The sequence below is a fragment of the Alcanivorax borkumensis SK2 genome, from assembly GCF_000009365.1.
GTDB classification, from domain to species: Bacteria; Pseudomonadota; Gammaproteobacteria; order Pseudomonadales; family Alcanivoracaceae; genus Alcanivorax; species Alcanivorax borkumensis.
On record NC_008260.1, the window covers coordinates 131,620 to 151,993 of the forward strand.

General features: G+C 53.2%; 19 protein-coding genes. 9 read left to right on the forward strand and 10 right to left on the reverse strand.

Going from position 1 to position 20,374, the window contains the following annotated elements; all coding sequences use genetic code 11:
* Nucleotides 1-24: 24 nt before the first annotated feature.
* The 9 genes from ABO_RS00615 to def all read right to left on the reverse strand — a co-directional run bounded on the left by ABO_RS00615 (nt 25) and on the right by def (nt 11,229).
* On the reverse strand, nt 25-1,125 hold the full coding sequence (locus ABO_RS00615) for a fimbrial protein (RefSeq protein WP_011587421.1): 1,101 nt from the start codon (nt 1,123-1,125) through the stop codon (nt 25-27).
* Entirely contained in the window at nt 1,122-1,832 is a 711-nt protein-coding gene (locus ABO_RS00620; RefSeq protein WP_050731492.1) for a fimbrial biogenesis chaperone, read from the reverse strand. Before ABO_RS00620 ends, ABO_RS00615 begins: the two co-directional genes overlap by 4 nt.
* Entirely contained in the window at nt 1,832-4,294 is a 2,463-nt protein-coding gene (locus ABO_RS00625; RefSeq protein WP_011587423.1) for a fimbria/pilus outer membrane usher protein, read from the reverse strand. The genes ABO_RS00620 and ABO_RS00625 overlap by 1 nt, the downstream gene beginning before the upstream one ends.
* Nucleotides 4,295-4,349: 55 nt before the next feature.
* Nucleotides 4,350-4,895, reverse strand: coding sequence for a fimbrial protein (locus ABO_RS00630; protein WP_011587424.1), 546 nt, complete (start codon nt 4,893-4,895; stop codon nt 4,350-4,352).
* A gap of 408 nt (nt 4,896-5,303) precedes the next feature.
* Complete coding sequence (locus tag ABO_RS00635) at nt 5,304-6,755, reverse strand: TrkH family potassium uptake protein (RefSeq protein ID WP_011587425.1); 1,452 nt, start codon at nt 6,753-6,755, stop codon at nt 5,304-5,306.
* Between the two features lie 111 nt (nt 6,756-6,866).
* Nucleotides 6,867-8,243, reverse strand: a complete 1,377-nt coding sequence (gene trkA, locus ABO_RS00640; protein WP_011587426.1) for a Trk system potassium transporter TrkA — start codon at nt 8,241-8,243, stop codon at nt 6,867-6,869.
* Nucleotides 8,240-9,571, reverse strand: coding sequence for a 16S rRNA (cytosine(967)-C(5))-methyltransferase RsmB (rsmB, locus tag ABO_RS00645; protein ID WP_148201411.1), 1,332 nt, complete (start codon nt 9,569-9,571; stop codon nt 8,240-8,242). The genes trkA and rsmB overlap by 4 nt, the downstream gene beginning before the upstream one ends.
* Nucleotides 9,540-10,532, reverse strand: a complete 993-nt coding sequence (fmt, locus tag ABO_RS00650; RefSeq protein ID WP_011587428.1) for a methionyl-tRNA formyltransferase — start codon at nt 10,530-10,532, stop codon at nt 9,540-9,542. The genes rsmB and fmt overlap by 32 nt, the downstream gene beginning before the upstream one ends.
* A gap of 190 nt (nt 10,533-10,722) precedes the next feature.
* The gene (def, locus tag ABO_RS00655; protein WP_011587429.1) at nt 10,723-11,229 is read right to left on the reverse strand and encodes a peptide deformylase; all 507 of its coding nucleotides are present in this window, start codon (nt 11,227-11,229) and stop codon (nt 10,723-10,725) included.
* Between the two features lie 148 nt (nt 11,230-11,377).
* Here def and ABO_RS00660 point away from each other — a divergent pair, with 148 nt between their 5' ends.
* From ABO_RS00660 to ABO_RS00690, 7 genes are all read left to right on the forward strand, one after another.
* Nucleotides 11,378-12,448 (forward strand): LysM peptidoglycan-binding domain-containing protein, encoded by a 1,071-nt coding sequence (locus tag ABO_RS00660; protein WP_231483530.1) that lies wholly within the window; start codon nt 11,378-11,380, stop codon nt 12,446-12,448.
* Nucleotides 12,449-12,521: 73 nt separating this feature from the next.
* Nucleotides 12,522-13,583: a DNA-processing protein DprA gene (gene dprA / locus ABO_RS00665; RefSeq protein ID WP_011587431.1), complete on the forward strand. Its 1,062-nt coding sequence runs from the start codon at nt 12,522-12,524 to the stop codon at nt 13,581-13,583.
* Nucleotides 13,584-13,669: 86 nt separating this feature from the next.
* Nucleotides 13,670-14,218, forward strand: a complete 549-nt coding sequence (locus ABO_RS00670) for an L-threonylcarbamoyladenylate synthase (protein ID WP_011587432.1) — start codon at nt 13,670-13,672, stop codon at nt 14,216-14,218.
* A 29-nt stretch (nt 14,219-14,247) separates the two neighbouring features.
* The gene (hemF, locus tag ABO_RS00675; protein ID WP_011587433.1) at nt 14,248-15,156 is read left to right on the forward strand and encodes an oxygen-dependent coproporphyrinogen oxidase; all 909 of its coding nucleotides are present in this window, start codon (nt 14,248-14,250) and stop codon (nt 15,154-15,156) included.
* On the forward strand, nt 15,153-15,989 hold the full coding sequence (aroE, locus tag ABO_RS00680; RefSeq protein WP_011587434.1) for a shikimate dehydrogenase: 837 nt from the start codon (nt 15,153-15,155) through the stop codon (nt 15,987-15,989). Before hemF ends, aroE begins: the two co-directional genes overlap by 4 nt.
* Nucleotides 15,990-15,995: 6 nt before the next feature.
* Nucleotides 15,996-16,442, forward strand: coding sequence for an ion channel (locus ABO_RS00685; protein ID WP_101235032.1), 447 nt, complete (start codon nt 15,996-15,998; stop codon nt 16,440-16,442).
* Between the two features lie 63 nt (nt 16,443-16,505).
* Nucleotides 16,506-17,486 carry a lipid A deacylase LpxR family protein gene (locus ABO_RS00690; RefSeq protein ID WP_011587436.1) on the forward strand — a complete coding sequence of 327 codons (981 nt, stop codon included), beginning with the start codon at nt 16,506-16,508 and terminating at the stop codon, nt 17,484-17,486.
* Nucleotides 17,487-17,582: 96 nt separating this feature from the next.
* Here the strand turns inward: ABO_RS00690 and ABO_RS00695 are convergent, their stop codons facing one another.
* The gene (locus ABO_RS00695) at nt 17,583-18,119 is read right to left on the reverse strand and encodes a gamma carbonic anhydrase family protein (protein ID WP_041704587.1); all 537 of its coding nucleotides are present in this window, start codon (nt 18,117-18,119) and stop codon (nt 17,583-17,585) included.
* A gap of 43 nt (nt 18,120-18,162) precedes the next feature.
* Between ABO_RS00695 and ABO_RS00700 the strand changes: the two genes are divergently transcribed.
* Nucleotides 18,163-18,354 carry a hypothetical protein gene (locus ABO_RS00700; RefSeq protein WP_041704593.1) on the forward strand — a complete coding sequence of 64 codons (192 nt, stop codon included), beginning with the start codon at nt 18,163-18,165 and terminating at the stop codon, nt 18,352-18,354.
* On the forward strand, nt 18,332-20,365 hold the full coding sequence (gene prlC / locus ABO_RS00705; protein ID WP_011587438.1) for an oligopeptidase A: 2,034 nt from the start codon (nt 18,332-18,334) through the stop codon (nt 20,363-20,365). The genes ABO_RS00700 and prlC overlap by 23 nt, the downstream gene beginning before the upstream one ends.
* The last annotated feature ends 9 nt before the right edge of the window (nt 20,366-20,374 follow it).

Genomic DNA, 20,374 nt, shown 5'->3' on the forward strand with positions numbered 1-20,374 from the left:
TTTTGAGAAGCCGAAAGATTCGGGTCAGCGGTATTCGACTTCGAAGGTGACGGCACTAGATACATTGCCAGCAGTCACCGTTTCACCATTAACTTTAACTAGGCCGGCTTCCAGCTCGAAGGTTTCAGTCGTATCAGCAGGGTTGCGTGTCCCAAGGGGGGCAGTAAGCGTGGTTTGTCCATCCAGTGTGACAGGGGTAGCGGTATTGCGCTGCCTGAGTTGAAAAGCGACACCTTCTGCAACGCCGGGCATGCCTTGATCAAGGGGTCGAAGGTCAGTGGTGGAACCTGCAACCAGCTGACCAGAAGCGGGTAGAAAGGCAACACGGATTAGTGAACCGGAAAAGCTGTTTCCTGAATCTGAGAGTGATCGAGGTGGCACACAGTTAACAAGCTGAATATCAAAAGGCGTAGCGGATACATAGCTTCCGGGTGTTAGCGAGGAAGCCATTGCTGGGTCCAGCGTGACGGTTTGTGAGGGCGTAGCAAGATCACAGCTTGAACGAGTGAATATATAGTTGATGGTGGCGGAAATATCCACATTGATTCTCCCCAAAAGGCCGGTGTTGATCTCCATTCGACCAATCCCTCCTGATTGGCTGATGCTGCTACCGATAAAACTGTTCATGGTGCCGAATGTGATAACAGTATAAGTATGAAATGTTATCGAGGAGAGAACATCAAGGCTCAATAGCGCTCCAGAGCAAACGTTACCATTGAGTCCGCAATAGCGAGTAAATGGACCTTTTTCGATGGCGTAAAAAGTTTGTAGATGTATTCCAGAGGAAACTTGTAACCGCGAGGCGGTTTGACTGCTAAATCCAGCAGGTAACGATACGCTTGAAGGCGGTGGGAAATTTCCTGTATTGGTGAAAGGGGAGTTGATTTCACTATAAATAGTGGGGATGACGCCAACGGAAATACAGCCGGTATAGGTTGATGTTTCTTCAATGACGACAGAGTAGCTGTCAGAGGAATCGCCAGGAATGGCCACGGACCCTGATGATCTCTGAAAGACGATGTTCTGATCGAAGGGGCCGTTCAGGCAGAAACCGACAGCACTGGCCGAATGGCTAAATAAGCCCATAAAAAGAACACCCATGATGGCTAGTAATAATCGAATCATGGTGAGATCTCCCTCGGCTCATGGTCATCAATGCCACCGAAATCATTGATACTTTGGAAATGGAATCGGGTGTAACCACAGGGTTGGCACTTAACAATGAATTCCTCGCCAGGTAGCAAGGTTAATAATTCGTCTAGAGGATGTTTTTTTCCCGTCTTGTCTTCCAGTAGAGGAGAAAAAAAAGAAACAGAAAAGGGGGCCGGGTTTTTAATGCTCACCCCTTCCTCGGTGAGGCTGATTTTCAAGGATGTCGGGGCCTCCGAGGCGGATAATTCATTTAGTGCGTCAGGCCGATAAAAAAGCTTGATCCGAATACGTTGAGCAAATTGTAGCGTGTTGGAATTTTTAGGCTCCGGTGGAATCTCCTGAACATTGATCCAATAAACTGACTCCACCTCTTCGCTTGGAGGGGGCGTGGCCAGGATAAAACGTAGTTTTTGGGTTTCTCCTGGCTCTACTCGAAACACCGGAGGGGTAATAACAAAATTCGGCGCGTCGCTGTGGATCGAATTTCCTGCTTCCTGATGGAAAGGATCAGTCCATGCTTGCCCAGCATAGGGCAGCGAGCTGGTATTCATAACAGAGAGGGTGACGTCATTGTCGCCTGCGTTGTAGACCACTCGCGTACCGCCAAGCACGAAAGCGGCTTGAGCGTGGCTGCTGATAAAAATAAAGATAACGACGATAAAAATAAATGTCTTTTTCATTAATTGTCTCCGCTGGTAACACATATCAGCTTATCAATGATCGTAATGCCAGGCGCAGATTCAATTTGATCAGGCAGGCTGAAAGTACAACCGGTACCGGGAATGAAATAACTAGATTGATTCTGGGTGTGGTTAATTAGCGCGTAACCGCTGCTATCAATAGTGGAAACATTGTTACCGCCAGCATCAACAATAAGGCTGCCAAAAGGAGCGACTTGACCGTTGTCGCTCATTATACGAACCAGGAACCGCTGGGTTGGGTAGATGTTGAACTTGGCAAGGGACACCGCACCCCGTTCGGGGGTGATAAAGTGGCTACGATTACTGGTTTCCAGGTTGGCATCAAGCTTGGAAAAATCCATGGAGACTTCTTGCTGGCGGTAGGGTTGGACTTGAGGCAGTAAAGCCATCCCTTTGCTGTTGGTGGTTATAGGGAGAGCCCCGGTTTGGAAGGTAACATCTTCTACACCTCCAGTATCTGCAATGATCGCCGTTTCGCCGAGTCGGCGACCGAAAATGATCCCACCTTTATGAACAAGAACCGAGCCGCCTGCCTGAGCAAAGTAAAGATCATGGTACTTGCTATGTGAGGTGCCAGCGGTGATCCCTGTGCTTTGACCGGAATAAGATAGCCGAGCTGAGCTTTCTACAAGGTCGTCGTTGCTTCTGCCGCTGGTTACGTTGTATGAGAAACGCTCATCGGAAAGTAATCCTGATATGCCTGCATTGAAGTCTGTCCCGGCATCGCTGTGGGTTTGCTGATAATTGATATAAGTGGGGCGCCTGTTTTTCGAACCCAAAGGCAGGCTGGCGCTGATGCTAACGGTATTGTCACGCTTACCGTTCAGGTTTTCGTTGTGTGAGAAAGATAAGCTATAGTTCATATCCTTATAATTATTGCTGTAACCGCTAACAAGAAAATTTCTCTCCCCTTTGGTTTTCCAATATTTTTCCTGAGACCCTGTGAAGTATAGTGAGCCATAACTTCCTAAACTTTGGGTGAGCGTGGCTTCTGCCCGACTTTTTCTTTGCGAAATAATGCTGCCGTCTGATTCGATTACCGCTTCATTAAAGGTGCGAAACCCCTCGGTAGAATAACGATAACCGAGAATCTGAATATTGGTGGATCGGGTTAGGGATTTGGCATAGAAAAAACGGTAACTGTTACCATCCGCATCTTTTCCAATTTCGTCGGGGCGGAAATATGATCTGGACGCATCCACAGAAAATCCACCCAGTTTGCCCAGGTTGAAGCCTACTCCCATGGTGTGTATCGAATACTCTTGGCTTACTAGGCTTGCGCCAAATAAGGTAACATCGTTATCCAAGCCATGGCTGATTTCAGCATTGATGAACCAAGGCTCATCGGTATTATCGTTACGATATTTGCCTGCTGTAATTGCATACTCCCATAGCCCCGGCCTGACTAGATTCGGGATTTGGGTGTAGGGCTGAACAAAGCGTTTTTGCGAGCCATCTTCTTCAGTAATAGTGACGGTTAAGTCGCCATTGCTCAGCGATGGTATATCATCAATGGCAAATTCACCCGGTGGGACAAACTGTTCATAAATGGTATAGCTGTTCTGCGTAATTGATACCCTGGCGTTACTCTGGGCAATGCCCCTAATGACAGGTGCATAACCCTGAAATCGGGGTTCTAGCATGGCGCGATCAGTGCCTAGACTGATTCCGGTAAAGGCAAACCCGTCGATGAGATTGCTGCGAAGAAAGGTTTCCCCCGCGGTGAGTTCGCTTCTCAAAGAGGGTATTGCGGTGTAGGCATAGCTTTCTTTACTCTGCCAGTCAGCCTCTTGCCCGGTAGAGTCTGAATAATTTAGGTTGCTACGAAAGTGAATGCCATTGATATCTGCACCCAGATTGAGGTCAGTATAAAATTGGGACCTACTGCTTTGTTGGTCTCTTGATTGCTTGCTTCCTGAAGCCAGATAGTTCATCCGAAAGTTGTTGATACCCTTATTCCATAAATTTGGCTCTATCAACTGCCGGGTTGTGGTTAATGCAATTTGTGGGACCCGTATATCAAGATTCATGCGTTTGGCGTTCAGTGTTAAGAAACTGTTTGGTGCAGCAGCTATATCGATGCAGCGCATGGTTATATCTGTGTAACGAGAATAGTAGGGGGTATTGATTCCCAATTGCACAGCGAGAGGGTGAGTGATGCATGGTGCTGTGCCGTTTTCTTGAGAGATGACTTCCACGTCTGTATCTGTGACCTGAGCACCGTTAACTGAAATGCTGAGAGGGTAAATCCCCGGTATCAGACCTTGCCCCTTTTCAAGGTGACTAATGTCTATGTTGGTATTGTTCTGGTTGACAAAAAAATGAGATGTGAAGTGGGTTGTTGTTTGAGTCTCTTGCTCGGCATTAGCCGCTTGCGCTGAGGCAATCAGAATGAATAGCCCTAAAGAGTTAACCGTATATCTCTTCTTCTGATGTGCCATTTGGGACGCCCTTCGCCGTAAAGGGGAGGAGGCAGGCCTCCCCCCGGTGCTTCACTCAGTTAAAAACAATTGAGTAGTTGGCGATGGAGCGAACCTGACCTTCTGTTACTGCGGTAGCGTCAGTGGCGGCATAGCCTACATTGAAGTCAAGACTCGCACCTGAAGCATCGGCAATGATCGATGGAGAGCCATTAACGGTTACTGGTGTTGTGCCATCAGATTCAAGCAGCTGCATGCCAACATTGGCAGCACCGCCAGTAGCGATGTTTTGCAGGATGTTATGACCGACATAAAGTTGACCTGTCCACTGTACGGAGGCGCCTTTGCCGGTCAGATTACATGTCGCAGAGCCTGCATCGGTAGCAACAAGGGAGAATCCGGTTGCCTTGTAGGCGGTATCTGAAGCTAGGAACTCGGCGGTAGTAATTGGATCCAGAGTGACGGTGTTATCTGCTTGGGCGATCCCTTGTTGGGAGACATCCAACGTGCACGTTGTGTCGCTGACCACCCCGTTGAAAATTACTTCACCGGTGTTGGCTATGGCGATTGAGCTGATGCCGCTGATAGCGGCGATGGATATGATGCGAGTGAAATTGTTCATTTTTGTACTCCAAATGTTGTTGTTAGGTTATTCAACGTAACATTCTGTAAACCAAATCACATTTGGACTGTCGCTACTTATAAATTTTAAGTGCCTCCCCCTTTGCTTATATACTTGAATGGTATTCGCAAGAGATGATGAAGCGAAACTATTGCTGTTTTATGTTTAAGTTATTGTTATTAAGGGCATTAAAAGAATGGTTTGAAAACGGGTTAATTTTGGCTTGATGTATTTTTATTCCTTTATGGCATCAATGGAGAGCGGAAGATAACTAATCGGGCTTAAAAAGGGAGGGTTATGTAAGCCTATAGCGATAGAAAGCCCGTTCAGCGTTGTATACGCATACTAAAGAGGGTGGGGAGAGGCTTTGGTGGGTGCTCGTAGTGTTACGATTAGTTGCAGTTTGTGTTACTGCTTCCAGAACATCGGCGTGAATAGCACTAGTAGAGTAAAGATTTCCAGCCGTCCGGCGACCATTAGTACGGTCATCATCCATTTGGCGCTGTCGGTGATATTGGCAAAGCCGCCACCTACCTGGCCGATACCCACTCCTAGGTTGTTGAGGCTGGCCGCCACGGCGCTGACAGCAGTGGTTAGGTCCATGCCGGTCATAGTAAACAGTAGGGTAAAAATAACCGAAATAGCGATATAAACACCCACAAAGCCCCATACTGCTTGGAGCACCCTGTCGGGAATCGTTTGACGTCCGAAGCGCAAAGCAAACACGCCGTTGGGGTAAATGAGTCGACGTAGTTCGCGAATGCTGTGGTGGTAAACCAGCGCTGCGCGTACGGCTTTCATGCCGCCGCCGGTTGAGCCGGCACAGCCGCCAATAAAGCTGGTAAATACCAACAAGAAGGGAATAAACCCAGGGAAGGCTGCAGCGTTGGTGCTGGTCAGCCCGGTACCGGTACTGAACGAGGCTACTTGGAAGGCGGAATGGCGCAGGGCGTCATCCACGGTAAAATCATAATGAAAGAACAGCAGGCCGACAGTAATGATGGCGGTGTAGATCAGGAATAAGCCGATGAAAAAGCGGAACTCTGGGTCTCGTAGATAAGCCAGCAGTGACCGGCCTCGCCATACGGCAAAGTGCAAGGCGAAGTTGAGCCCGCCGATAAGAATAAAAATGGTGGCTGTCCAATCGATAAGGGCATTATCCCAGTAGGCCATGGAGGCATCGTGGGTGGAAAAGCCTCCGGTGGCGACGGTACTAAAGCTGTGGCAGATGGCATCAAAAACAGTCATGCCAAACGCCCAGTAAAGGACGGCGCAAGCAATGGTAATGAACAGATAGATAAACCAAAGCGCCTTGGCGGTTTCCGCAATGCGCGGGGTCAGTTTGGTATCTTTCATGGGGCCGGGAATTTCGGCCTTGTATAGCTGCATGCCGCCGATGCCAAGCATGGGCAAAATCGCTACGGCTAATACTACTACGCCCATGCCGCCGAGCCACTGCAGCTGCTGGCGGTAGTACAGAATGGATTTGGGCAGGAAATCGATTCCCGACAGAATGGTGGCGCCGGTGGTGGTTAGGCCGGATATGGATTCGAATACCGCATCGGTGAATCCCACCGGCACGTCATCGCTGATGATTAGCGGTAGTGCCCCGATTACACCCAGTACCGACCAGAAAAGAGTGACCACCAGGAAGCCGTCACGGGTCTGTAACTCTGATTTATTACGAAAGAACGGCAGCCAAAGGCTCAACCCAAGCGCTAGGGTAATCACAAAGGAAATTAGAAAGGGGGTTTCACTGCCTTCCTGATACCAATATGACACTGCCACTGGCGGCATCATGGTAAAGCTGAAGACGACGAGCAGCAGACCGAGGATTTTCGAAATTAACGCGAAGTGCATGAGGGTACCTGCTGGAAAACCGGCACGGACCACGCATCACGCGGCAACCTGATGAAGCCACGGCTTTGCTTGTGCGTAGTGCATTTTTGCGTTTTTGCGTGCATGCGTTTCCTAAAAAAACGTAAAGCCGACCTGGAATAGTTTTTCCACGTCTCGGGTTCGGCGTTTATCGATCAGGAACAGGATGACGTGATCGTTCGGTTCGATCACCACATGGTCGTGGGCAATCAGCACTTTTTCGCCGCGCACTACGGCACCAATGGTGGTGCCTTCTGGCAGGTCAATTTCATCAATGGCGCGCCCCACCACTTTGGATGACTTGGCGTCGCCGTGGGCAATCGCTTCGATGGCTTCTGCCGCGCCCCGGCGAAGGGAATAAACATTGACTACATCGCCTCGGCGCACATGGCTAAGCAGACTACCAATGGTGGACTGCTGAGGCGAGATGGCGATGTCAATGTCATGCCCTTGTACCAGATCTACATAGGCCGGGTTGGAAATCAGGGTCATCACTTTACGAGCGCCCAGTCGTTTTGCCAGCAGTGAGGCCATGATGTTGGCTTCGTCATCGTTGGTCAGCGCGCAGAATACATCGGTGTTTTCGATGTTGGCTTTGAGTAGTTCGTCTCGGTCGGTGGCCAACCCTTGCAGCACCACTGTTTGGTGTAGTTTTTCACCCAGCCATTCAGCCCGTTTGGGCATGCGCTCAAGGACTTTAACGTTGTAGCGATGCTGAATAGTTTTGGCTAGGCGGTAACCAATATTGCCGCCGCCAGCGATAATGATGCGCTTGTAGTTATGTTCTAACCGACGCAGTTCACTCATAACGGCACGGATATCATTTTTGGCAGCGATGAAAAACACTTCATCATCGGCTTCGATAACCGTGTTGCCTTCCGGGATGATGGGGCGGCCACGACGGAAAATAGCCGCCACGCGGGTATCCACGTTGGGCATGTGTGTGCGCAATTCGCGTAATTCGTTGCCCACCAGTGGGCCGCCGTAATAGGCCCGCACAGCGACCAGTTGTACTCGGCCGCCGGCAAAGTTTACTACCTGCAGGGCACCTGGGTGTTCAATCAGACGCTTGATGTAATCGGTTACCACCTGTTCGGGGCTGATGATTACATCAATGGGCAGGGCATTTTCGTTGAACAGTTTTTCCGAGCGGCTGGTGTAGTGGGCGGTACGAATGCGGGCGATCTTGGAGGGTGTGCGGAATAGGGAGTAGGCCACCTGACAGGCAATCATGTTGACCTCGTCAGAGTTGGTCACCGCGATGAGCATGTCCGCATCTTCAGCGCCGGCATTCTTGAGTACGGCCGGGTAGCAGCCCATGCCGCGTACTGTGCCGATATCTAGCCGGTCGCCCAGCTCGCGCAGGCGCTCATCATCGGTGTCGATGACGGTGATGTCGTTGCGTTCATTGGCCAGGTTTTCGGCCAGAGTACCGCCGACTTGGCCAGCACCGAGAATAATAATTTTCATGAACTGAGTTGGGCCCCCGATTCTTTACGCAGGCAAGCCAAGTAGAAACCGTCCGGACCGTGTTGTTCCGGGAACAGTTGCCACCCTGCGTCCACCATTGTGGCCCCTTCCGGCCGTGGCGTCACATCCCTAGCCTGTGGCTGACGTTGCAGGAAGTTACGCACCTGATGATCGTTCTCGTCTCGCAGTACCGAACAGGTGGCATACACCAGCATGCCGCCAGGTTTGAGCAGGGGCCATAGTGCATCCAGCATGCGCGCTTGTAAATCAACCAGTACACCGATGTCCGAGGCTTTGCGATGCCACTTCACATCTGGCTGGCGGCGCAGGATGCCAGTGGCGGAGCAGGGCGCGTCCAGCAAAATGGCATCAAAGGGGGTGCCGTCCCACCAGGTTTTCGGATCGCTGGCGTCACCCTGCAGCAGGGTCACGTCGGTGCCCAGCCTCGCCAGGTTCTCGCGGATGCGCGCTAGCCGTTTACCTTCTAGTTCCAGCGCAGAGAGATCTGCGGCTGGGAATTTCTCACGTAGTTGACCAGTTTTGCCCCCGGGGGCGGCGCAGGCATCCAGGATGCGACCCTTTGCCGGGGCTTGCAGCAATTCAGCAGGCAACTGGGCGGCCTCGTCCTGAACGGACAGGGCGCCCTGCTCAAAGCCGGGCAGTTGGAGCACCGGGCGGGCGGGCTGCAGGTAAATGCTGTAAGGGGCGATGTAGCCGGCGCGGGCGCCTTCGCCCAAGGCGGCGATGGCATCAGCTCGTTGTTGCTGCTGCCGATTTACTCGCAAGGTAAATGGGGGCGTTTGCAGGTTGGCGCGGGCCATGGCGTCGGCGTTGTTGGGCCAATCCTTTTCCCAGCGTTTAAACAGCCAGTCCGGCAGGCTTAACTGGATATTGATGGGGGCGTCGGCCACGGCTTGCTCAAGGGTGATCTGGCTAGCTTTGCGCAGCACCGCATTGCTAAGGCCCGCAGCCCAGGGGGCTTTCAGCTTTCGGCATAGCTGCGGGTAGGCGTTGACGATGGCGTGGGCCGGCCGGTTGCTGAACCATAGCTCGTAGAGGCCCGCCAGCAAGGCTAGGCGTACCGGTTGGGCGCTGCCCTTGAGGGGTTTGGATAGCTGTTGATTAAGCCAGTGATTGAGAGGACGCAAATGGCGGCAGACGCCAAAGCAAATATCGCGCATTTGTCCGCCGTCGCTACCTTGCAATGGGAAGTCGCGCAGTACCTCGCGGAGACTTTCGCCGTCGCCCTTGCCTGGCAGTACCCGGTTTAGCGCGCGTACCGCGCTCAGGCGCGGGTCAGGCGTTGCCACTGTGGTCACCAGATTCATTGATAATGGCATCGCCCAGCGGTTCGCCTACCGAAAACAAGGTGGGGTTGCCTCGTAGTAGGTCGGATACCGCCATCCGTCGTTTGCCGGGCAATTGAAGTTCTTCAAGTATCAGGCTGCCATCGCCGGTGGCCACATGGATACCTTGGTCGTCCACGCTGAGAATATAGCCCGGTTCATCATTTGCTTGTGCCGGTTGTGGGCTTTCACTGGCGCGCCAGATGCGCATGGGCTGACCGTTCAGCGGCACCCAGCTCACCGGGAAAGGGTTGAAAGCTCGAATGCGATTGTAGAGGGCGCCTGTGGGCAGGCGAAAATCCAGCCGCGCTTCGGCCTTGCTTAGCTTATGGGCGTAAGTGATGCCTTCATCTGGTTGTGGCGTGGCGTTGGCCAGGTACTTTTCTAGGTCCTGCAGCACGGTGACTAGCAGGCGAGCGCCTTGGGCGGCCAATCGATCATGCAGTTCGCCGCCGGTTTCGCTATCGCCGATGGGCAGTGATTCACTCAGCAGCATGGGGCCGGTATCGAGCCCGGCTTCCATTTGCATAATGGTGTTGCCGGTTTCCGTGTCGCCAGCGGTAATGGCCCGCTGGATGGGCGCGGCACCGCGCCAGCGCGGCAATAGCGAGCCGTGCACATTCAGGCAGCCCAGCCGCGGCATGTCCAGCACTGCTTGAGGAATGATCAGGCCGTAGGCCACCACTACTAGTGCATCCAGGTTTAGGTCACGCAGCTGCTGGTGAATGGCTTCGCCCTTGAGGTTTTCCGGCTGCAGTACGGTAATGCCTTGGCTATGGGCCAGTTGTTTGACCGGGCTTTGCTGCAGTTTCTTGCCGCGCCCGGCGGCGCGATCCGGCTGGGTAAGCACTGCCACAACCTGATGACCGTTATCCAGCACGGCCTGTAGGCTGGCGGCGGCGAAATCCGGGGTGCCGGCGAAGGCGAGACGTAAGGGTTTCAAAAAATGGCCTTTAGGTCGGTTAGTGTCAATGGTGGAGATGCGTGGCTAGAGCAAAGCTGAAAGCGCAAGCGGGCATCTCTTCAGGCAATTCACGTTTAAGGTCATGGCCGCGCGGTAAGGTTGAAATCGCGGGTACGACGGTTCGTTACCTTGGAAGCTGTTTCGCGCTTTTAAAATGTAAATTCTCAATTCAGCCCTGCTGCCGGTGAATCTTTTCCAGCTTCTTCTTAATGCGGTCTCGCTTCAGGCGGGAAACGTAGTCCACAAACAGCTTGCCGTCCAAATGATCCATTTCATGCTGGATACAGGTGGCGAGCAGTTCGTCTGCCTCCACTTCAAAAGCGTTGCCGTCACGGTCCAAAGCATTAATGCGCACCCGTGCCGGGCGAGTCACCTTTTCGTAGAACCCGGGCACCGACAGGCAGCCTTCTTCGTACGGGGCCTGTTCTTCGGTGAGAGGGGTGATCTGCGGGTTGATGAATACCATGGGTTTATTGTGATCTTCAGACAGATCCATAACGATCAGCTGGATATGCACATCAACTTGGGTGGCTGCTAGGCCGATTCCTGGGGCCGCATACATGGTTTCGAACATGTCGTCGATCAGTTTGCGAAGCTCGTCATCTACCTTTTCCACCGGCTTTGCTACTGTGCGTAGCCGGGGATCGGGGAATTCTAGTATTTCCAGTTTAGCCATGTACCTTCTCAGAAGTTGCAGTAGTACTCGAATTTCGGTTGCTAAATATATGATCGCATTGCTAATATCCAAAAGGAACCGCGTCTACAATAAAGGGGTCGCGGTCGCTCTCGGGGATGAGTCCAATAATGATAAAAGGAATCCGATGATGATGAAATCGGTCCAGCGCGCCTTGACCTTTGGCCTGGTGCTGGCGGTGTCTGGTATGGCCTCCGCAGCGGTGGTGCTCAAAGATGGGCACCCCAGCAAGTATTTCGTGAAAAACGGCGATACCCTTTGGGATATCAGCGGCCGTTTTTTACAAGAACCGTGGCAATGGCCAGAAATCTGGCAGATTAATGAGGAAATCAGTAACCCTCACCTGATATATCCCGGTGACGAAATCCGCCTTTCCTATGTTGACGGTGAACCGCGCCTTTCGGTGAAGCGGGGCGTGGAAGAGACCGTGATGTCCAATGGTACAGTGAAACTCACCCCGCGGGTGCGTGAAATTGCCAATGACCAGGCTATTCCTGCTATTCCGGCTAGTGCCATCCAGTCCTATCTGAAGGAAGGGCTGGTGGTCGATCGCCAGGAAATCATTGAAGCGCCTTATCTGGTGGGTGGCCGTGATCGACGTGTCATCTTCGGTGAAGGCGATACGGTCTATGCCCGTGACACTAAAACGCAATGGGAAGGTTTGGAGCAGGGCTACGGTTTTTATCGGACCGGTGAACAGTACGTGGACCCGGATACCAATGAGGTGCTGGGCTACGAAGCTCGTCAAATCGGCCTCGGTCGAGTGTCCAGCCACGATGACGACATGATTTCTCTACGAGTCACCGACTCCAGTGAGGATCTGCGAATTGATGACCGCCTGTTCTCCACGGAAGATCGCCGTGTTCGAGCCGTACTGTACCCGTCTGCACCAGATACTAAGATTGAGGCGAAAGTGATTCGCTTCTTCGATCGTCTTAACAGTGTGGCCCGTAACGACGTAGTAGTGATTAACAAGGGCCTGCGTGATGGTCTGAAAGAAGGCAATGTGTTGGATATATATGGTCAGGGCGAAGTGGTTCGTGATCGTCAGCAGGGTGACATGGTTCAGCTGCCCCGCGAGAGAACGGGTTCCATGGTGATCTTCCGGGTTTTCGATAAGGTCAGCTACAGCTTGATTATGGAGTCCACTCGACCTATTTACATGAACGACATCGCTGAAAGTCCGGCGGGTAGTTACTGATTCCTATGCGGTAGCGCTCACCGCCGGCGTTTCGACGCCTGATAAACCGTCACGCACACAAGGAGGTGGGCGAATGGACGGACAATTTAAGCGCCTTCTATTGCAGGCGTTGTTTTCCCCCTCTTCAGCGGCCTTGGGGCGCGCTTTGAAACAACACCGGAGCGTCTCTGCTGCGGCCTCTGATTTTCTTCCTCTGTTACCGGCCGGCCTGAAAGAGCGAGCCAGCCTGTTGGACAATACGGGTAATCTCCAGGCGTATTATGAGCAATTGAGCGGACAAGGTTGGCGCTGGATTGCGTTTGGTGATGAAGATTACCCGCCGTTATTAGCACAGATTCATGATCCTCCTGGCGTAATCGCCGTGCGCGGTAACGTAGAGGCGTTGAATTCACCGGCTCTGGCGATCGTGGGGGCGCGTAATGCGTCTGCCGATGGCCTAGATAATAGCCGCCGATTTGCTCGCAAACTGGCGGCAAGTGGATTTGTAATTGCTAGTGGGTTGGCGTTGGGTATTGATGCTGCGGCACATCGTGGTGCGGTCAGTGCTGGGCGCTCGGTGGCAGTAATGGGTAATGGCCCGGATCGCATCTACCCGCCCCGTAACGGTTCGTTGGCTGAAGAAATTGTGGATACTGGGGGTGCGCTGGTGTCGGAATTCGCGCCGGGCGCGCGTCCGCTTCCGGCACAGTTCCCAATGCGTAATCGTGTTATCAGCGGTCTCAGCCTGGCGACTATTGTGGTGGAGGCCGCCATTAAAAGTGGTTCGTTGATTACTGCACGTACCGCGCTGGCTCAAAACCGAGAGGTCTTTGCGATTCCGGGCAGCATCCATAATCCGCTCAGCAAGGGATGCCACCAGCTACTGCGTGATGGCGCCAGCTGGCTGGAGTCCGTGGACGATATATTTCAGGCTTTTGGTGATTTTCAGCGTAGTGTCGAGGCCGCCGGGATTCACTGCGAAGCGCCAGCATTGCTGACCCAGCTCACCAGTGGGGTTAATTCTCTTGACGCGCTACAGGAGCGGACTGGCTTGCCGGTCGCGGCGCTCGCTGGGCAGTTGGCGGATTTGGAGCTGGAGGGCTGGGTGGAACGGGTGGCTGGCGGGTATCTTAAGCGTCAGGGTAGCGAAGATTGAGCAGGCAAGGTCTTTCCATGGATTCCCACGCTTGAGTCCCTGAGCTGTGCAGGGTAATTTGCCGCTTTTGCTTTCAGGGCTTTGTCATGAATCAGCATCTGCTCAGTGCGGCACAGATCATTCAGGAAGGCGGCGTTGTGGCCTATCCTACCGAGTCCGTTTATGGTCTGGGCTGCGACCCTTTTAACCGAAACGCGGTTATGCAGTTGCTAGCCATCAAACATCGGCCGGTGAGCAAAGGGCTGATTCTGATTGGTGAGAGCTTGGCGCAGTTGGCGCCGTATTTGCACCTGAACGAACAGCAATCGGCTCAGTTGGAGAAAAAATGGCCGGCTCCGATAACGTACCTGGTTGATGCTAGTGATCGCTTGCCTGCCTGGGTGCGAGGGGAGCACCGTAAGGTGGCGGTGCGGGTGCCGGACCACCCGCTGGCGCGGCAGTTATGCCAGCTGGCCGGTCAGCCGATCATTTCCACCAGTGCCAACATCAGTGGCCGCCCGGCAGCGCGTAATCGTTATCAGGTGGCTCGCCAGCTGGGTAACCAGCTCGACTTTATTGTCAGTGGTGCCTGTGACCGGGCAGCCAAACCCTCTACCATTATTGACTTGGAAAGTGGGCGCATCTTGCGACCATGAATACACCGATAGCCCCGGGGGAGAGCACCATGTCAGAGGTTTCGCTGCAGGCGGTGAAAGACTACCTGTTGGATTTGCAGGACCGAATTTGCGATGCGCTGGGCGCTGAAGACGGCGCAGCCACTTTCCGTGAAGATAGCTGGGAGCGGGAGCAAGGCGGGGGTGGTCGTAGTCGGGTGCTGGAAAATGGTGCCGTGATTGAAAAGGGTGGAGTGAACTTTTCCCATGTGTTCGGTGAGCAGTTGCCGCCCTCGGCTACTGAGGCGCGCCCCGAGTTGGCCGGCCGTAGTTTTCAGGCCATGGGCGTGTCACTGGTGATTCATCCGAAAAATCCCTACGTCCCTACTAGCCATGCCAATGTCCGCTTTTTTGTAGCAGAAAAAGAAGGCGAAGCCCCGGTGTGGTGGTTTGGCGGCGGCTTTGACCTAACGCCTTATTACGGCTTCGAGGAGGACGTGGTGCACTGGCACCAGACTGCTAAAGTTGCCTGCCAACCATTTGGTAAGGAAATCTATCCGGAATTCAAAACCTGGTGTGATGATTACTTCTATCTCAAGCATCGCAATGAACCGCGCGGGGTGGGGGGGCTGTTTTTTGATGATCTGAACCGGTTTGATTTCGATACGAGCTTTGCCTTGATGCGCAGCATCGGTGATGCCTATGTTCCGGCCTATCAGCCGATTTTGGCGCGCCGTAAAGATCATGAATTTGGCGATCGCGAACGCCAGTTTCAGCTGTACCGCCGTGGTCGTTATGTGGAGTTCAACCTAGTCTACGATCGCGGCACTATCTTTGGCCTGCAGTCTGGTGGCCGTACCGAGTCAATCCTAATGTCGCTGCCGCCGTTGGTACGCTGGGACTACGATTACCACCCCGAACCGAACAGTGCCGAGAGTGAGCTTTACCATAAATTTTTGATTCACCGGGAGTGGGTATGAGCGGAGAAAAAGACAGGGCGGATACCGGGTTATATTGTGTCTTTGGTAATCCGGTAAGTCACTCGCGTTCGCCAGAAATTCACCATGCATTCGCTGCCCAGCATAGCGACCCCGTGCAATATGAAAAACGCGAAGCGCCCTTGGATGATTTCGCAGGGGCGGTGCAGGCCTTCCGTGAGGCCGGCGGGCTGGGGGCAAATGTCACCGTTCCTTTTAAGGAGCAAGCCTTTGCGCTGTGTGATGCCATCACCGAGCGGGCAGACCAGGCCGGTGCGGTGAACACCCTGTGGTGGGATGGCGATCAGCTGCATGGGGATAACACCGATGGCGCGGGCTTGGTAAAAGATATCCGTAATAATCAGGGTTGGACAATTCGTAAGAAGCGGGTGCTTATTCTGGGTGCGGGGGGTGCTGTGCGCGGTGTGCTGGGGCCGATACTGGCGCAAGAGCCCACCTTGTTGCGCATTGCTAATCGCACCAAGGAGAAAGCCGAAGCCTTGGCGGGCAACGTCATGAAAGGAGAAGGCCCACCCGTGCTGGGGGGTGGCCTGGATAACCTTATGGGGCAGTTTGATCTGGTAATTAATGCGATTTCGGCGGGCTTGCACGGTGAGATGCCCGCCTTGCCTGATGGTTTGCTGGCAGAGGGCGCGGTGGCCTACGACATGGTTTATGGTAGTGAGCCCACCCCGTTCATGCGCTGGGCAGAGCAGCAAGGGGCTGCGGCTACAGCGGATGGTTTGGGTATGTTAGTTGAGCAGGCCGCGGAAGCATTTGAAATCTGGCGGGGCTGGCGTCCGAATACCGCGCCCGTCATGGCCTCGTTGCGTTAGCAGCCCATGGCTGACGGTACAGTAATGTATGAGGTCGTGTACGCGTCTGTGGTCAGTCTGATCATGGTGCTGGCTACGGTGATGTTGCATTATTGGACCTTGGCTAGCCTGTCAGGCTTACTTAAGCGCTGGAAAAGTTTCCGCGGCGAAATCCTGGTGGTGGTGATTGTTATGTTCGCGGCTCACATGGTGGAAATAACACTCTATGCTTGGGTGTATCTGCTGTTGGACGTGGGAGATACTGCCATGAGCATTGGCGGGGCGGTGAACGGCAGTTTTTTGGATCACCTGTATTTCTCTGCCGCCTGCTATACCTCTTTGGGGTTGGGGGATCTATTTCCAGTGGGAACCTTGCGTCTGATTGCTGGGGTAGAAGCCCTGAATGGTTTGATATTGATAACGTGGTCAGCATCGTTTGCGTTTTTGGTCATGCAGCGTCGTTGGCGTTTTTAACCCCCCTGTGCGTTGGGGGACGGCTCATCATCAGGGCCGCTTCACATTGATGCCGAGTGAAATATGTTTCTGCGCTTTATTCTGTTGTTAGGCGTATTGCTGCCAGTAAGTGTTATAGCTTCTACATTCGGCTTGTCCTGGGATAATGACTTGTTTGTTGGTTCTGACGGGCATTACACCAATGGCGTGCGTATCAGTTGGGTGGGAGAGGCTCACGACCATTGTGAGAGTAATAGCAATGTTACCTGTGGAGTGGCGGATTTTTTATCGCCCTTACCGGGGATTGCCTTCCGTGATGATCAGCATGCTCTGACGTTCAGCTTAGAACAGATGATGATTACGCCTAAGGATATCAGTCAGTCCGCCCCCAATTACAATGATTTACCTTATGCGGGATACAGCAACCTGGAAATGGGGCTGTTCAGTTGGGATGACGATAGCCTGGTAGGGTACGGCATGCGACTTGGTGTAGTGGGTCCGTCTTCGGGCGCGGAGCAAAGCCAAAAATTGGCCCACAAGGTCACCGGGTCTGATGAGCCGCAGGGGTGGGATAACCAGTTGGGCACGGACTTGATTGGCGGCCTCTATTTCATTAATGCCCGCCGTTTCAAACAGTTCCAGTGGGATTCAGCGCTTCAGGGTGAGCTCGGTTATGCCTGGGGTGTAGATGCCAACAATTTTCACGGGACCAGTTCCGCCGGTGGCTTCTTTCGTGTGGGTCACAATCTGCCGCGTAATTTTATTCCTGACTATGCGGGTATTGGTACAGCCGGCTCATTGGTTGGGCTGTTTGATGGCACAGGCTTCGGCTGGGAAGTTTTTATCTCCACTTTTGGTGAGTATATTGGATATTCCTACCTGGAGACCCACGCTAGGCAATATAACGTGGAAACGCGCGACGGGGTGTTGGGTGTGACCGCGGGCGGCGGCGTTCACTGGGATACCTTTTCGTTCACTTTGGCAATACAAAGCTCCACCTCGCCTCTGCGCAGCCGGGATGAAAGCGCCAGTTTTGGCAACATGTCGTTCATGTGGAAAATTTAGCTGTGAGCTTGCTTACGTGCGATCAGGAAAGTGAACGAAGGGAATAATCACCGATTAGGAAGCGCTTAATTTTTGCTCAGCTACTAGATGTTCTGATTATTGGCTGCTTTTCAAATATCGATCTTTCAAGCGCACATAATTACCCGCCACATAAGGCAAAAAGGTTTTTTCTTTCTCGGTGAGCGGACGGATTTTGCGCGCGGGTTGGCCGCGATACAGGTGGCCGCTTTCAAGGTTTTTGCCGGGCCCAACCAATGAGCCGGCGGCGACAATCACATCGTCTTCCACAATAGCACCGTCCATAATGATTGCCTGCATACCCACCATGACCCGGTTGCCGAGGGTGCAGCCGTGCAACATGGCTTGGTGAGCCAGGGTGACATCGTCGCCGACCTGCAGCCCGAAGCCGCCGGGATTGAACGGGGAGTCGTGAGTGATGTGTAGTACAGCGTTATCCTGAATGCTGACCCGGTTACCGATACGAATAGCGTGCATGTCGCCCCGAATCACAGCCTTGGGCCACACCGAACAATCGTCGCCCAGTATGACCTCGCCAATCACGGTGGCGTCCTCATCTACAAATACCCGTTTCCCCAACTGCGGGGCCTTGTCTTCAAAGCGGCGAATCCCCATCACTGATACACTCGATAGTTCATTTCAATGGCCAGGGACGAGCATGCAACGCCAGCCCGCCCGTATAATGTTAGCCATACTGATCTTGCTTGGCGTTTTTCTGCTAAGCAAGTGGCTGGTATTCCAGATGCTGTTGCAGCCGGACGACACTGCTCGTCACCGGCTGCCGCCCGCGCAGACACACGCTGAACCCGAAGCAGGACAGGACACCCATGAGCAACAATCCGCTGATTGATTATCCAGCACTTCCCCCTTTTTCACAGATCCGGCCAGAACATGTTCTCCCTGCCGTGGAGCAGCTGGTAGCAGAGGGCCGTGCCCGTATCGAGCAGGTGCTGGCCGAAGGTAATTTCGATTATGACCACCTGGTACAGGCATTGGATCAGGAAGATGACCGTCTCGGTAAAGCATTTGGCCCGGCCGGGCATTTGAATGCCGTGGCCCAGAATGAAACCTTGCGTAATGCCTATAATAGTTGCCTGCCGCTGCTTAGCGAATACGGTACTGAAGTGGGGCAGAATACGGCCCTTTGTGCTGCCTATCAGGCGCTGCGCGATAGCGATCAGTGGGCCACGCTGAGTGAAGCCCAGCAAAAAGATATCGACAATACTCTGCGCGATTTCCGTTTGTCCGGTGTGGACTTGCCGGAAGAAAAGAAAACGCAATACATGGAAAATTCAAAACGGTTATCTGAGTTGACCAGCAAATTCTCGGATAACGCGCTTGATGCTACTCAAGCATGGAGCAAACACATCACCGATGAAAATGAACTCGATGGCTTGCCCGAAAGCGCGAAGGCCGGCGCCGCAGATCGGGCTAAAGCAGAGGACAAAGAGGGTTGGCTACTGACCCTGGACGCCCCGGTTTTTATTGCGGTGATGAGCCACTGTAAGAACGCAGAACTGCGTAAAGAGATATATACCGCTTGGACCACCAAGGCCTCTGATCAAGGTCCACAAGCTGGCCAATTTGATAATGCGAAAATTATCGATGAGATCCTGGCGCTGCGACATCAACAGGCTCAGCTATTGGGTTTCGCTAACTACGCGGAAAAGTCTTTGGCGACGAAAATGGCCAGAGATGTTAGTGAGGTTGTACAGTTTCTCGAAGACTTGGCGCGCCGCGCCAAACCCCAGGCGGAGCAGGAGCTAGCGGAACTCAAAGCGTTTGCTGCCGAGCAAGGCGTGGGGGATTTGAATCCATGGGATATTGGTTTTTGGAGTGAGCGTTTACGCGAAGCCCGCTACGATATTTCAGAAGAAGAGTTGCGCCCCTGGTTTCCGGCAGACACGGTAATCAATGGCATGTTTTCGGTGGTCGGCAAGCTGTTCGGCATTCAGTTTAAACAACGCAAAGACGTGGACACTTGGCACGAGGATGTGCGCTTCTACGAGTTGGTGGATGACGATGGAGGTGTCCGTGCGGCGTTCTATCTGGATATGTATGCCCGTACTGGCAAGCGTGGGGGGGCTTGGATGGATGATGCTCGCATCCGTCGTCGTCAGCCTGATGGCAGCGTGCAGACCCCGGTGGCTTACCTGACCTGTAATTTCGCCCCGCCGGCTGGTGGTAAGCCGGGTTTGTTGACCCACGACGAAGTCGTGACCCTGTTCCATGAATTCGGCCACGGTTTACACCACATGCTCACCGAGCAAGATGTGTCCGGTATTTCCGGGATTAATGGTGTGGCGTGGGATGCGGTGGAGCTGCCTAGCCAGTTTTTGGAAAACTGGTGCTGGACCGAGGAAGGCATTGCTCTGATTTCCGGTCATTATCAAACTGGCGAGCCGTTACCGAAGGAAAAGCTGGAAAAAATGCTTGCCGCAAAAAACTTTCAGGGTGCCATGCAGATGGTGAGGCAGATTGAATTTTCTCTATTTGACATGCGCATCCATGCTGAATACCAGCCGGGGCTGAATATTTATCAGATATTGGATGAGGTGCGCGAACAAGTAGCAGTGATTCGGCCGCCCTCATTTAACCGTTTCCCCAATAGCTTCGGGCATATTTTCGCCGGTGGTTATGCCGCAGGTTATTACAGTTACAAATGGGCAGAAGTGTTATCGGCGGATGCCTATTCTCGCTTTGAAGAAGAGGGCGAGTTCAACGAAGAAACCGGACGGGCATTTCGTACGGAAATTCTTGCCAAAGGCGGTAGCCGCGAACCCATGGAGCTTTTCAAGGCGTTCCGTGGTCGTGAACCGAGCGTAGAACCGTTGCTACGTCATTGCGGGATTAATGGATAAAATACCTGA